General features: G+C 69.1%; 22 protein-coding genes. 19 read left to right on the forward strand and 3 right to left on the reverse strand.

Going from position 1 to position 12,171, the window contains the following annotated elements; all coding sequences use genetic code 11:
* Positions 1-449, forward strand: a 449-nt coding sequence (locus AB8Z36_RS15500) for a uracil-DNA glycosylase (protein ID WP_369213879.1), incomplete at its 5' end; no start/stop codon positions are given.
* A gap of 15 nt (positions 450-464) precedes the next feature.
* Here AB8Z36_RS15500 and AB8Z36_RS15505 read toward each other — a convergent pair.
* On the reverse strand, positions 465-875 hold the full coding sequence (locus AB8Z36_RS15505; protein ID WP_369213880.1) for a DUF3224 domain-containing protein: 411 nt from the start codon (positions 873-875) through the stop codon (positions 465-467).
* 117 nt (positions 876-992) lie between these two features.
* On the opposite strand from AB8Z36_RS15505, the gene AB8Z36_RS15510 reads away from it, so the two are divergent.
* Entirely contained in the window at positions 993-1,982 is a 990-nt protein-coding gene (locus tag AB8Z36_RS15510; RefSeq protein ID WP_369213881.1) for a helix-turn-helix transcriptional regulator, read from the forward strand.
* A gap of 71 nt (positions 1,983-2,053) precedes the next feature.
* Complete coding sequence (locus AB8Z36_RS15515) at positions 2,054-2,542, forward strand: hypothetical protein (RefSeq protein WP_369213882.1); 489 nt, start codon at positions 2,054-2,056, stop codon at positions 2,540-2,542.
* A 333-nt stretch (positions 2,543-2,875) separates the two neighbouring features.
* On the opposite strand, the gene AB8Z36_RS15520 is transcribed toward AB8Z36_RS15515, so the two are convergent.
* Together AB8Z36_RS15520 and AB8Z36_RS15525 are read right to left on the reverse strand one after the other, a co-directional pair.
* The gene (locus tag AB8Z36_RS15520) at positions 2,876-4,357 is read right to left on the reverse strand and encodes a tyrosine-type recombinase/integrase (protein WP_369213883.1); all 1,482 of its coding nucleotides are present in this window, start codon (positions 4,355-4,357) and stop codon (positions 2,876-2,878) included.
* Positions 4,358-4,802: 445 nt separating this feature from the next.
* On the reverse strand, positions 4,803-5,213 hold the full coding sequence (locus tag AB8Z36_RS15525) for a hypothetical protein (RefSeq protein WP_369213884.1): 411 nt from the start codon (positions 5,211-5,213) through the stop codon (positions 4,803-4,805).
* Between the two features lie 177 nt (positions 5,214-5,390).
* Here AB8Z36_RS15525 and AB8Z36_RS15530 point away from each other — a divergent pair, with 177 nt between their 5' ends.
* The 16 genes from AB8Z36_RS15530 (at position 5,391) to AB8Z36_RS15605 (ending at position 12,113) form a co-directional block, all read left to right on the forward strand.
* Entirely contained in the window at positions 5,391-5,639 is a 249-nt protein-coding gene (locus AB8Z36_RS15530; RefSeq protein WP_369213885.1) for a helix-turn-helix domain-containing protein, read from the forward strand.
* The gene (locus tag AB8Z36_RS15535) at positions 5,640-5,900 is read left to right on the forward strand and encodes a DNA-binding protein (protein ID WP_369213886.1); all 261 of its coding nucleotides are present in this window, start codon (positions 5,640-5,642) and stop codon (positions 5,898-5,900) included.
* Positions 5,901-6,032: 132 nt separating this feature from the next.
* Positions 6,033-6,836 carry a phage antirepressor N-terminal domain-containing protein gene (locus AB8Z36_RS15540; RefSeq protein WP_369213887.1) on the forward strand — a complete coding sequence of 268 codons (804 nt, stop codon included), beginning with the start codon at positions 6,033-6,035 and terminating at the stop codon, positions 6,834-6,836.
* Complete coding sequence (locus tag AB8Z36_RS15545) at positions 6,833-7,129, forward strand: hypothetical protein (RefSeq protein WP_369213888.1); 297 nt, start codon at positions 6,833-6,835, stop codon at positions 7,127-7,129. The genes AB8Z36_RS15540 and AB8Z36_RS15545 overlap by 4 nt, the downstream gene beginning before the upstream one ends.
* Positions 7,126-7,671: a hypothetical protein gene (locus AB8Z36_RS15550; RefSeq protein WP_369213889.1), complete on the forward strand. Its 546-nt coding sequence runs from the start codon at positions 7,126-7,128 to the stop codon at positions 7,669-7,671. Before AB8Z36_RS15545 ends, AB8Z36_RS15550 begins: the two co-directional genes overlap by 4 nt.
* Complete coding sequence (locus tag AB8Z36_RS15555; protein WP_369213890.1) at positions 7,664-8,017, forward strand: hypothetical protein; 354 nt, start codon at positions 7,664-7,666, stop codon at positions 8,015-8,017. The genes AB8Z36_RS15550 and AB8Z36_RS15555 overlap by 8 nt, the downstream gene beginning before the upstream one ends.
* Positions 8,014-8,226: a hypothetical protein gene (locus AB8Z36_RS15560; RefSeq protein WP_369213891.1), complete on the forward strand. Its 213-nt coding sequence runs from the start codon at positions 8,014-8,016 to the stop codon at positions 8,224-8,226. The genes AB8Z36_RS15555 and AB8Z36_RS15560 overlap by 4 nt, the downstream gene beginning before the upstream one ends.
* A complete protein-coding gene (locus AB8Z36_RS15565) occupies positions 8,223-8,474 on the forward strand; it encodes a hypothetical protein (protein WP_369213892.1) in 252 nt (83 codons plus the stop codon). Before AB8Z36_RS15560 ends, AB8Z36_RS15565 begins: the two co-directional genes overlap by 4 nt.
* Positions 8,471-9,070 (forward strand): hypothetical protein, encoded by a 600-nt coding sequence (locus tag AB8Z36_RS15570; RefSeq protein ID WP_369213893.1) that lies wholly within the window; start codon positions 8,471-8,473, stop codon positions 9,068-9,070. The genes AB8Z36_RS15565 and AB8Z36_RS15570 overlap by 4 nt, the downstream gene beginning before the upstream one ends.
* The gene (locus AB8Z36_RS15575) at positions 9,070-9,252 is read left to right on the forward strand and encodes a hypothetical protein (protein ID WP_369213894.1); all 183 of its coding nucleotides are present in this window, start codon (positions 9,070-9,072) and stop codon (positions 9,250-9,252) included. The genes AB8Z36_RS15570 and AB8Z36_RS15575 overlap by 1 nt, the downstream gene beginning before the upstream one ends.
* On the forward strand, positions 9,252-9,464 hold the full coding sequence (locus tag AB8Z36_RS15580) for a hypothetical protein (protein ID WP_369213895.1): 213 nt from the start codon (positions 9,252-9,254) through the stop codon (positions 9,462-9,464). The genes AB8Z36_RS15575 and AB8Z36_RS15580 overlap by 1 nt, the downstream gene beginning before the upstream one ends.
* On the forward strand, positions 9,464-9,694 hold the full coding sequence (locus tag AB8Z36_RS15585) for a hypothetical protein (protein ID WP_369213896.1): 231 nt from the start codon (positions 9,464-9,466) through the stop codon (positions 9,692-9,694). Before AB8Z36_RS15580 ends, AB8Z36_RS15585 begins: the two co-directional genes overlap by 1 nt.
* Entirely contained in the window at positions 9,684-9,866 is a 183-nt protein-coding gene (locus tag AB8Z36_RS15590) for a hypothetical protein (protein ID WP_369213897.1), read from the forward strand. The genes AB8Z36_RS15585 and AB8Z36_RS15590 overlap by 11 nt, the downstream gene beginning before the upstream one ends.
* Positions 9,867-9,871: 5 nt before the next feature.
* Positions 9,872-10,345, forward strand: coding sequence for a hypothetical protein (locus AB8Z36_RS15595; RefSeq protein ID WP_369213898.1), 474 nt, complete (start codon positions 9,872-9,874; stop codon positions 10,343-10,345).
* Complete coding sequence (locus AB8Z36_RS15600; protein WP_369213899.1) at positions 10,342-10,941, forward strand: hypothetical protein; 600 nt, start codon at positions 10,342-10,344, stop codon at positions 10,939-10,941. Before AB8Z36_RS15595 ends, AB8Z36_RS15600 begins: the two co-directional genes overlap by 4 nt.
* 134 nt (positions 10,942-11,075) lie before the next feature.
* Positions 11,076-12,113 carry a hypothetical protein gene (locus tag AB8Z36_RS15605; RefSeq protein WP_369213900.1) on the forward strand — a complete coding sequence of 346 codons (1,038 nt, stop codon included), beginning with the start codon at positions 11,076-11,078 and terminating at the stop codon, positions 12,111-12,113.
* Positions 12,114-12,171: the final 58 nt, after the last annotated feature.

A 12,171-nucleotide genomic window follows, 5' to 3' on the forward strand; every position in this document is an offset into this window, starting at 1 on the left:
GCTTCTCGGTGCGCCCCGGCGTGAAGACCCCGCCCTCCCTGCGGAACATCTACAAGGAGATGAAGGAGGAGCTCGGCCACCCCGTGCCGGACAACGGCTATCTGATGCCCTGGGCCCAGCAGGGCGTCCTGCTGCTCAACGCGGTGCTCACGGTCCGCGCCGGTGAGGCCAACTCCCACAAGGGCAAGGGCTGGGAGAAGTTCACGGACGCGGTGATCCGCGCGGTGGCCGACCGCCCCGACCCGGCGGTCTTCGTCCTGTGGGGGAACTACGCCCAGAAGAAGCTGCCGCTCATCGACGAGGAGCGGCACATCGTGGTCAAGGGCGCGCACCCCTCGCCGCTCTCGGCGAAGAAGTTCTTCGGCTCGCGCCCCTTCACGCAGATCGACGCAGCGGTGGCGGCCCAGGGGCACGAGCCGATCGACTGGCGTATCCCGGACATCGGCTGAGCGTCCACGCCCGCCTCACTCGTCGAGCGCGTAGTCCAGGGTGTACGGGGTGGACTTCTGCCCGTGGCGCGCGGTGAACGTGCCGGTTCCGCGCAGCCCGGCGAGCGCGCCGGTGCCGGAGCCGGGCAGCACGGTGAAGGCGCACTCGATGCCGTCGGCGACGAACGAGCCGCGCTGCTCGATGACGAAGGACCCCTCGCGGCCGTCGAGGGCGCCCTCGATGTGCTCGTAGCCGACGTAGGTGCCGCCGCTGTCGCCGAGATAGGCCAGCGTGTACTGGCACGAGGAGCCCGTCGCCTCGATGCCGCCGTGGAAGTCGTTGGAGACGGCGGCGTGCGCGACGCGCACACCGCCCTTCTCCCCGGCCACGGGCTGCTCGTCCCAGTGGGTGAAGGTGAAGGTGCCGGTGATGCGGGTCTTGGGCATGGGTGTTCCTCCGCTGCGGGGTGGGGGTTCTGAGGTTCCGGCGGCCGGGCCGCCGTGAGGAGCACTCTGCCGGGGGTACCTGACACCTTCTGTCAGGTACCGGGGCAGACTTGGGCCATGCGCGCCGACCGGCTCCTCGCCCTCCTGCTGCTCCTCCAGAACCGGGGGCGGATGACCGCGCCCGAAGTGGCCGAGGAGCTGGAGGTCTCGGTCAGGACCGTCTACCGCGACGCCGAGGCGCTCGCCGCCTCCGGGGTGCCCGTCTACGCCGAGCGGGGCCCGGCGGGCGGCTTCCGGCTCCTCGACGGCTACCGCACCCGGCTCACGGGGCTCACCGACGACGAGGCCGACTCCCTCGCCCTCGCCGGGATGCCCGGAGCGGCGGCCGACCTCGGGCTCGGCGCGGAACTGGCCACCGCGCAGCTGAAGTTGTCGGCGGCGCTGCCCGCGGGGCTCGGGGAGCGCTCGCGCCGCATCCAGGAGCGTTTCCACCTCGACGCGGCGGCCTGGTTCCGTACGGCGGAGCCCGCGCCGCTGCTCGCCGCGGTCGCCGACGCCGTCTGGCGGCAGCGGGTGCTGAGCGCGCACTACCGGCGCTGGGGCGGCGAGGTCCGCCGCGTGCTCCATCCGCTCGGCCTCGTCCTCAAGGCGGGCAACTGGTATCTCGTGGCCGCCGCCGAAGGCCACGTCCGCACCTACCGCGTCTCGCGCTTCCTGGCGGTCACCGTGGCGGCGGAGCCGTGTGCGCGGCCTGCGGACTTCGACCTCGCGGGGTACTGGCGGGAGGCCTCGCGGGAGCTGGAGGCCCGCGTGCTGCGGGGCACCGCGCGGCTGCGGGTGACCCGGGCGGGACTGCGGCTGCTGCCCGCGATGTTCGGGGCGCCCGGCGCGCGGGCCGCGGACGGGGCGGACGAGCCGGGCGCGGACGGCTGGGCGGAGGTCGAGCTCGAGGTGGAGGCGCTGCCGGTGGCCGTCGGCGACATCCTGCGGCTCGGCCTGGAGGCGGAGGTCCTCGGCCCGCCCGAACTCCGCGCGGAGGTGGCGAGGAGCGTCACCGGCCTGGCCCAGCGGTACACGTGCGAGCGTCCCCCGTCCGAACGAGCCTGACCGCGATTGTCAGTGGTGGCCGCTAGCGTCATGAGGGATGGGGCGTAGGCCGTACGACCACGGAGGACCCGGTGACGGAGCAGCAGGAGCAGGCGGCGGACGACGCGATGATGACGCGCATCGGGCAGGCGGTCATGCTGCATCACGGCGGCGACCGCGAGGAGGCGCAGGGCCGCTTCCTCGGGCTGTGGGGGGAGATCGGCGAGGACGGGGACCCGCTGCACCGCTGCACGCTCGCGCACTACATGGCGGACACCCAGGAGGACCCCTCGGCCGAACTGGCGTGGGACCTGCGGGCCTTGTCCGCCGCGGACGAGCTGACGGACGAGCGGCTGAGCGAGCACCACCAGTCGCTCGCGGTGCGGGGCTTCTACCCCTCCCTGCATCTGAACCTGGCGGCGGACTATGTGAAGCTCGGCCGCCCCGCCGCGGCCCGCACCCATCTGCGCAGGGCCCGTGGGGCGGCGGGCTCCCTGGAGGACGACGGGTACGGAAACGGCATCAAGGCCGCCCTGGCGCGGCTGGAGCGGGAGGTGGGGGAGGGGAGCGAGGTGGAGTGAGAGCGGTGGAGTGAGAGCGAGGGCGGCAGGGCCCCGGACGGCGCGAAGGCCGAGCTGGTGTGCCGCCTCGCCGGCCGGCGCCCGCCGCAGCCCCCGTATGCTGCCGGAACGGCGTCCGGAGCGCCCGCGCGGACCGTGCGGGCGGCGGACGTGGGGACAGTTGGGCGCCAGAGCGGCGGCGGGCGGTAGGGAGACAGTGGTGAAGATCGGCTGCATCGGACTCGGGGACATCGCGCAGAAGGTCAACGATGCGGTTAGTGAGAGCCTCTGACGAGGGGACGAATCCTCGGCTCCCACCATACTGGGAAACCAGTGGGAAACCGAAGTCGTCGCTCACGCCCCACGAGCGGCATCCCTACGCAGCCGCTCACGCTCTCTCTGCACCGCCGAGCGCACCTGCGTGTAGCGGGCCTCCGGACTCAAGCCCTGCACCTCGCGCAGCACCTTCATGGGAGCTGTGATGCCCCGCCCCATGACGTCGCGGACCAGAGCCGAGACGCGTGGCTGAACCGGGCGGGGCTCGATCTCCACAGCTTCCTCCGGCGCCAGCTCTGCCCTGTAGGAGTCCCACCGGGCCTGCAGCGAGGCAGCCACGCGTCGCTCCATCGCGGGAGTGAGGTTGCTGTAGATGCCCTCCACGCCGGGAAGCTCGTGGCCCATGCGCGTCTCCACGACGAAGCGGGGATGGCCGTCTTCATCCATCCACTCCTTGTGGCCATGCCGGATCAAGTACATGCGCTTGCCCGCGAAGCCGGGAACAGGGGGCAGGGCAGGGCGCCGGTCGACACCCGCCCGACGCGGCTGTTCGTCGCTGCCGTCAGCCGTGGGACGCCAGTAGAAGGTGTTGAAATCCGTCTGCGCCAGACAGCCGCCGTCCACACCCACGAACACCCACGGCGAGGTGTGGCTGGCCAGGAGCTTCTGCAACATCTCTGCGAGGAACGGCGGAATCACGAGAGTCCGGTAAGAGTCGTATTTGGGGGGATAGAAGCCGAGCACACTCGCTTCGTACTGCACCTGCCGCTCGACGCGGATGGCCGGCAGACGCCCTTCGCCCGGCCCGTACCGACCGGCCTCCTCCTCATGCCGCTCCGCTTCGCCGGGGTCTGTACGGGGATCGCTGCCGGGCCAGGTCGGATAGCAGTACTCGCGCGTCAGACCGAACAGCTCTGCCGGACGCATACCTGTCATGGCCATCGTCCAGATCAGTGCGTAGCCGGAATAGCCGAAGACGACCTCGGCATTGCGGGCCAGACGGTCGACGGCGGCCACCGCCATGTCCTTCTTCCGCTCGCGCTTCTTCTTCTTGTACCGGCCGCGGCGCCGCTTGCGTTCGACTGGGGAGACCTTCCTCAGTCCGGCCGCAACGGCGTCGTCCATCACCATGCCGAGCACCATCATGACGTTGTGCCGACTGTTGTCGGTGCCGAGGGTGCGCTGGATGTGGGCCTTGAACGCGCGGACGTCGAGGATGCCGATCTCGCCGACAGCTTTAGAGCCGAAGTGTGGGCGGATGTGCGAGTCGATGGCCCAGCGGTAGTTACGAAGCGACAGGTGCGCGAGGTCGAGGGAGGCGAGCCATTCGTCGAGCCACTGGGACATGGGTGTTGCGCCGTTGGCGGCAGGGACATGCAACCCGTGGCGGATCTCGTACCGCTGGTCCCGCCCGTAGTCCAGGGCGGTGTCCTCGTCGAGGAACCCGCCCTTCGCTGCGAAACGTTTGCGCCCGCTGGGCAGGCGCTCTCCGGTCCACCACTTCACGCGGCAGGTGCCGCCGCGCCACTCGATGTAGACGTCCTGACTCTGTCGTGACATCGGCTGCAGCCCCCTAGACATGATCTGACGCGGATGCCTGGCAGGTACCCCTACCGCCTAGGCTCCGCGTCACCATGATGCGTTCAGCTCGGATTGCCGATGGGGCAGTTGCGGCAGGTGCCGCAGTCCTCTCCGAGCTCGCGCAGGTTTTGGCGCATCGCCTGCCTGATACGCCTGTTCGGTTGTGGCGGGACGACACACACGATCTTGCCCTGAACCTTGATCGCGCTGCCAGTGAAGCCCGGCCCGTAGTCGGCTATGACCGCATCTCTGTACATGGCTCCCCCAACTCGGGCTAGCAGGAGCCTCCAAGGGTTCTACGCGTTCGACTCTGCCATGTCTTAGGCCACTTGTGGCCACCTACGCCCCAGTACGGATGCGGGAAATCTGTAACAGATCAGCTGAAGCAAATGGTTGTACGCCACGCCTTTCGAGTGAACTTCCGTCAGATCACTCCGCGCTTCTTCAGGTCTTGCACCACACGGTTGGCCAGGGCGCGGATCTCGTCAGCTGGAAGTCCCGTGGTGGCGATCGAGGCGAGCTGCACTACGTCGCGGACCTCGTCGTCAAGGGCCGCGTCGGGAACCCTCGTCGTCACGGTGCCCGGAGCACCAGCGACGTCTTCAACGGGCATCGCCGAGCGCCCCGCGAGGATCGCGGCGCAACTGCCGGGCGCCCACTTCAACGCTTCATCGATCTTCGCGTAGGTGCCGTCCCGGACGGTCTGTCCTTCTTCTACACGCTTCCACGTGTCCTTGGAGAGTCCGGCCGTGCTGGCGGCGGCTACACGCGATGTGTAGAGGGCGAGCCGGCGGTTCTTCACGGCTTCGGCGAGGCGCCCGAGGTCTGTCGACATGGCTCCATCTTGGCAGGGCCAGCCAGGGCCAGCTAGGACCGGGGCCACCTAAGGCTGAATCTTTGACCTGCATAGACGCATCGAAGGCTAAGTAGGGCTATCTAGATCGAATAGCGCGGAGTCAAATCAGTCGAACTAGGGCTAGACACGTGGGCTAACTAGGGCTAACTTCTTCTCATGCACCAACCCCCAACCACCTACACGGTGAACGGCCGCAAGGTCCGTGAACTGCGTAAGGAGGCGGGCGCGGAAGTCGCCGAGCTGGCCGAGACCGCAGGCATAAGCCGCCGCTACCTCAGCCATATCGAGAACGGCACTCGCACCCGCATGAGACCGGCCCGATACCAGCGGCTGCGACAAGCCCTGGGGGCGAACGAATCAGAGCTCTTGGCCCCACCCGAGACCCCTCCCGAAGGGAGCACCTAGGTGCCCAGCGAGAAGTACCTGCGATACGGCCTCCCCCAGCCGCCGCGCGACGTCAACCAGGAGTACATGAGCGTCCAGGAGACGGCTCACGTGCTGAACATCAGCGTCGGGACCGCCCGCCGCCGCATCAAGGCCCTGGGCATCGCGTCCAAGCCTGGCCGCAGCCTCGTCACCTCGAAGCGGGATCGCCAGCGCATCCACGAGTTCGGCCGCAAGAACGCCAGGGCTCAGGAAAAGGCCCGAGCCCTTCGCGCCGCCTAGGCGGCATGCGGCCCCACCCGCCGGGCTCTCACACACCGGCAGACGGGGCCTACGAGGAACTCCCTCACCTGCACCTACCTGCAAGAGAAAGGGCACCCCGTGTCCCCATCATCACCCAACTCCCGTGAGGTCGTGAAACTCGACCTGTCCGCGGGCTCCATCCACACCACTCTCGTCGACAGCCTGCCGCACATCGTGCTGAAGCCCGCCGTCGAAGAGCTCGGACTCGACTACTCCACCCAGCTGGCCAAGCTGCGCAGCCGCTCGTGGGCAACTGTGGGGCGGAGCCCCATGGTCGCCGAGGACGGCAAGACCCGGAGCATGGCAGTTGTTCCGGTCCGCACCTTCCTCATGCTTCTGGCAACGGTCAACGAACACCGTGTCGCCAAGGAGATCCGTCCCACGCTGGTCGCCTTCCAGAACGAGACCGCAGACGCGATTGAGGCGTACTGGACCAAGGGCGGCGCCATCAACGAGCGCGCCACCGACGAGCAGCTCGACGCGCTGGAGCAGCAGATCGAGGAGCACCGCATCCGACGCGCGCTGGGCCTGGTCCAGCTCATCGCGGCCATGGACGACACGGTCGACCCGAAGTGGAAGCGCTCACGTCAGCTGCACCACTACGCGGAGGCCGCCGGCGAGATCGCCGAAATTCCTGCCGAGGACCGTGCACTGCTGGTCGAGACGTACCTGAAGGACCGCGGACTGACGCCTGATGAGTGCCGGTCGGTGCGTTCGTCGTTCGGGCGGCGGGTGTCGCTGGCCTACCAGATGAAGCACGGGGAGAAGCCGAAGGACTCTGTGGGTCTGGTGGACGGCCGCGAGCGGGCGGTGAAGTCGTACACCGAGGCTGACCGGCCGATGTTCGACAAGGTGTGGGACGAGTTTTATGCGGCCACGTACCCGGCGCAGCAGGCACTCGGGGAGGCGTCGTGATCTCTTCCCTGTTCCCGGATGAGCCGAGGCCTACGGCGCCTGCCGCGATCGAGCTGTGGATCGGCCAGAGCCTCCCCGGCCACGTGCTGACCGCGCTGGCCGAGCAGAAGACGGCTGGCCGGAATGTCGTCACGATGACCCGTCTGCTGTGGGCGGGCGAGATGCCCGCTGACGCACGCCGTGCCGTGAAGGAGCGGATCGGCGAGGACTTGGGCCGTCAGGCTTTCGCGAACAAGGTGCTGGCCGCGTACAACCCGGGCCTGACCGTGCGGATCGGCGGTGGCGAGCGATGATCTCGGACCCGTTGGTGTGGCGTTTCAATCTGGAGCCTGCCGAGCAGGCCGATCTGGCGAGTGAGCTGTCGTGTGCGCTGCTCGGCTACTGGCACAAGGACCCGAACGACGCGGTGCTCGACGCGGTGGCGCGGGTGCTGGGCACGTGGCAGGAGGTGGCGGCCACCCCGGACCGTATTCGGCCGAGCGACACCATCACCCTGGCCGACTTCGAGATCGGCGATGCGGACGCGGAAATCCGCAACGCTCTCGCGCAGGTCGAGGACGTGGTGCCGGTGGACGCCGACCGTCTGGCGCGCAGCAAGTCGCAGTTCCTGGCCGCTATCACGGGCGGGGATTTGCCTGCGGATGCGGTGCGTGAGGAGCGCTGCCTGCGTCCGCCGATCGGCTGCGGTGAGCCGCTGGTGGGCGGGGACGGTACGGCCCGCGTGTTCTGGGACGCCGATGAGGCTGCCCGCTATCAGGCGGAGTACCAGATCACCGGCCTGTGCCCGGACTGCCAGGACCGCATCGACGCCGAGGCGGGTGACGGCGATGAGTGACCGCCTGACATCGCAGCGCGCAGCCGAGATCCGGGAGAAGATCGCGTCCGCGATCTACCTGACGTATGGCCAGGAGGACCGTAATCGGAGTCTGGCAATCGCCGACCTGGTCATGCCTGCCGTTCGCAAGGTCGTCGCCGCCGAGCTGGCTGCGGTCCGCGCCGAACGCGACGAGGCGCGCGCCGGGTCCGTCCGGCTCGCCGGAATCCTCGGCGAGCGTGATGCGGAGTTGGCGGCCCTGCGTGAAGAGGTCGGTCCGCTCCGAATGGACGCCGCCAAGCTCCGTGCTCTGCACGCGGCTGGCGTGGACAACTGGGAGGGCTACGACGAGGCGGTGGCCCGATGACCACATCCCGCCTCTCACCTGTGAAGGCCGCCCTGGACGTGGTCGCCTCGGCCGCCGAGGAGTCCCTGCTGCTTGCCGGTCGGGCTGCCGAGCAGCGGCACCTGCTCGACCCCTGCGACGGCGCCTTCGCCGCCCTGGCCTGCGCACACCCCGAAGCGTGCGCCTGTGACACCGACTACCCCGACTGGCGCCCCGGAGGTGCTGCATGACTGCCCAGATCATCGGCGGGCTGACCGTCGACCTTGATGACGGCCCGGTCCGTACCCGCTACGACCGTGACGTGGACGGCAAGCAGCGGGCCACGCTGATCCTCGGCGAAGGCAGCGGTGTCGTCGGTATCACCGTCACCGGCAGCAGCCCGGAACTCCTCGACCTGCTCGCCGACCGCGTGGCCGAGCTCCGCGACTGGGCGATCCGGCAGGAGCGGTTCGCGCACCTCCCGGAGGTGGCGGCATGAACGACTACCCGGAGATCGCCGAGCGCTTCGCCCGCGACACGGCCAAGCATGAGATGACCGTCCTACACGACAACGGCCTGTACCGCCACCTGCGGTTTAGGGCCCCACGCTTCAGCGAGTACTGGTTCGAGATCGTCACCTGGCCCGGCTCGCTCGCAATCCGCGGAGACGTCGGCGACGGGTACGTCTTCACCCGCCTCACCGACATGTTCGAGTTCTTCCGCTCCGACCGGTCCGGCATCAACCCGCACTACTGGGCAGAGAAGCTCGGCGGGGGACGGGCGTCCGTCAAGGAGTACTCCGAAGAAGCGCTGCGGCAGCGCGTCGTCGAGCAGTTCGTGAACGACGCCCGCTGGGGTGGCGTCCCCGCCGGAACCGGTAAGCACCTGCGGACCTGGGTCCTCGACGAGGATCTGAGCAGCGAACACACGGCCCGGAACGTCCTGAATGACTTCGCCTACCTCGGCTACCAGTTCGAGGACACCTGGGAATGGGACTTCTCCGACTACGCCTGGGACTTCCTGTGGTGCTGCCACGCGATCCGTCACGGCATCGACCTGTACGACGCCGCGCGTGACACCAGGGCGGTGGCGTGATGGCCATCGTGATTCCGCTCCGCCCGGTGGCGGACCGTGAGGAGGACGCCCTCGCCCGCGTCGACCGGCTCGCCCACGACGCGTTCGGCCGCGATGAGGCGCTGTGGACGCCGCGGCAGTGCGACGAGTACATCGCCGCCATCACCACCGTCCACACCGCATACGAGCAGGAGGCCGCGTGATGACCGCGATCCTGCCAGAGCGGCCGACCACCGCCCTCGACGCGCTGCCGCCCATGGCGGCCACCGCTGAGCCGGTCGTCCTGCCGAGTCTGCTCGTCGGCGTCGGCATCACCCCGCGCCGCGTCCCGGCCTGGATCACCGACAAGCGGCTCATCGAATCCATCCTCGCCGGATTCATCGACATCCCCGACGAGCTGAACCCGGAGGCGTGATGCACGCACTGACCGAACGCCAACGGCAGCTCCTCGAAACGCTGCGGGCCGAGGGCGGCATCGTCCAGGCGGGCCGGGTCCACAACCTCAACCGCCGCCTCGGCGCCCCGAAGCGCACCACCGCCCGCCGCGACCTCGACGCCCTGCACCGGCACGGCCTCCTCATCCAAGGCGGATCCGAGGACCACCGCTTCTACCTCCTCACCCGGAAGGCCGCTCATGTCCACTGACCTGATCGTCATCGGCTGCGGCCTGCTGTTTCTCCTCGGCGTCGAGGCAACCGCACAGTCCGCCCGTGCTGCTGTACCGCAGCCCGCGCCCGGCCGCCCCGAACGCGACGAGACCCGCACCCCCATCGCCCGGCCCCGGCCCGGCATCCGCGACCTCGCCCGGAAGGAGTAGGACCGGTGAGCATCACTCAGGATCTCCGCACCCGCTACAAGCACCGCGGTCTCACGCCGTGGCAACTCGTCCAGAAGATCGGGCGGCTAGAGCGGGAAGCCGACAGCACGGCCTGCCACCTGGTCGCCATGGCCACCGAGATCGACGAACTGAAGGACGAGCGTGGCCAGCTGGCGGAACGCCTGGATACGGCACAGATCGACCTGCGCGGGGAGCGAGCCAAGGCAGAGCGCCTCCAAGCGGCGCTGACCGCGGCTCAGGCGCAGCTCGCCAACGCCACAGCGGTCAAGCCGCTGCCGCAGCACATCAGCACCCAGCCGTGCCCGACCGTGCAGCAGCGCTTCGAGGCCGGACCCGTCGTCCACCTCGCCGCCTCCCCGCTCGCCGCGGTCACCGACCCCGGCGTCATCCGGCAAGCCAGCTGGGGGCGCGGCGCCGACGACACACAGCCCATCCCAGCCGCGCAGGAGGCGTCGTGAAAATCACCGCACGGGCGCCGCTCAGCGGAAACCACGGCGTGACGGCCTGGAAACGCGTCATCGGCGAGCACCGCTACTGGTTCGAGGCCACCCCGTTTGAGGTCAAGGTGTTCCGACTGGATCAGAAAGGCGGAGACCTGGTGCACCACTGGAAGGATGCGCCGGACACAGTCGGCCAGTACGACCGCTACAACCCRGCAACCCGCCCCCGCCCAGGCGAGATCGCCTGGACCCCGCACTGGGACCCCAAGAGCACCGAGCGCCTACACGTCACGGGTTGCCGGGTGTGCGGAGACGTGGCCGAGGTGACCCGCCAGCAGCTCATCGCGCGCCACGGAGACCCCTACGGGACGCGCGGCTGCGACGGCACCGGCACCGCGGCCACCCTCAAAGCGGCCCTGGTGCGGGACAGCGCACTCTCCCCCGACGAGAAGGCCGTCAAGTCCCGGCTCTTCCGCTACCTGATGTCGTGCCGCGGCTTCGACAGCATCACCGGCGAAGAGTGCCATCACCCGATCTGCGACAGCCGCCGGCAGGCCGGGCTGACCTGGACACTCTCGGGCTGGCGGAAGGCCGAAGAACCCGCCCTGTTCTAAACCAGCAGCGCACCGTCCGCAGCACTCCGCCGGTCGCACGGTGTCCCGCCCCCTGCGGCCGGCGGCCACAGCAGAACCCCCGAGCGAAGCGACCGCCCGGGGATCCCACAACAACGATCCCACAGGGAGAAGCCTTGTCCGCAACCAGCCTTACCGCCTACCAGCTCACCGAGCTGCTGCGCCGGGTCGACCCTCACGTCGGCCGGTACAGCGGAACCGGCTTCATCGAAGGCGTACACCTTGACTACAACGGTCAGTACCTGCACGCCGTCGCCACCGACCGCTTCACCCTCGCCGCTGCCCGCGAACGCGCTGTCGGTATCGCCCCCGCCTGGAAGCTCACCATCAGCGCAGCCGAGTGGGGCGACAACGTCGCAACACTACGGGCCTGGGCCGACTCTCACCCCGGCGAAGCCGACGTCCACCTCACGACCGGAACTGAAGGACTGACCGCCACCAGCAGGCGCGGCAAGCTCGTCATCCCGGCCAGCACTGGCTACTTCCCCGAGTGGCGCGACATGATCCGCACCGCACTCCGCCACGACCCGACCGAGTCCCCATGGACCGGATACGACTCCAAGCTCCTCGCCCGCTGGCAGCACGCGGGCGGCCGCATCACCATCTGGCAGTCCTCCTACGACAAACCCGCTGTCATCTACGCCACGAACTTCGTCGGTCTCCAGATGCCTCACCGCATCGGCGACGAAGAGAGCCCCGAAGGCCGCTGGGAAATGTGGAAGGGCTCCCTCGGCGAGACCGGGCCGACCGTCACCCAGGACGACACGCTCAACCACTGGGAGGCCCTCGACCTGGAGGAGAAGGACCACCTTGTCGAGACCTACATCGAAGACCTGTTGAAGCAGACGCTGCGCTCCACCACGGACGTCTTCAAGCTGGCAACAGGTGACCCCGGGGCCCTCACCGCCTACGCCCTCGCGGGCAGCCAGTCATGGATCGCCTACCGGCTGCTGAAGGCACTCCAGATGGCGGCCCCCGACCTGCTGCGCAAGACCCTCGACGACGTCACCCAGCAGGGCGAGTCCGGCGAGATCGGCGAGTTCGCGGCCGACGAGGCGAAGAGGGCGGGCCACGACCCGCAGGCGTGGCAGGACGAGTACGAGGCCCACCTAAAGAGGCTCGCGGCAGGCAAGGTCAACGCGCCCTCCGCCTGATCCACAACTGAGCCAGCCGCAGGCGTACACCCCCCAGCGCCACGGCATCCCAGGGCAG

The sequence above is a fragment of the Streptomyces flavofungini genome (assembly GCF_041028215.1).
Lineage (GTDB): Bacteria > Actinomycetota > Actinomycetes > Streptomycetales > Streptomycetaceae > Streptomyces > Streptomyces flavofungini_B.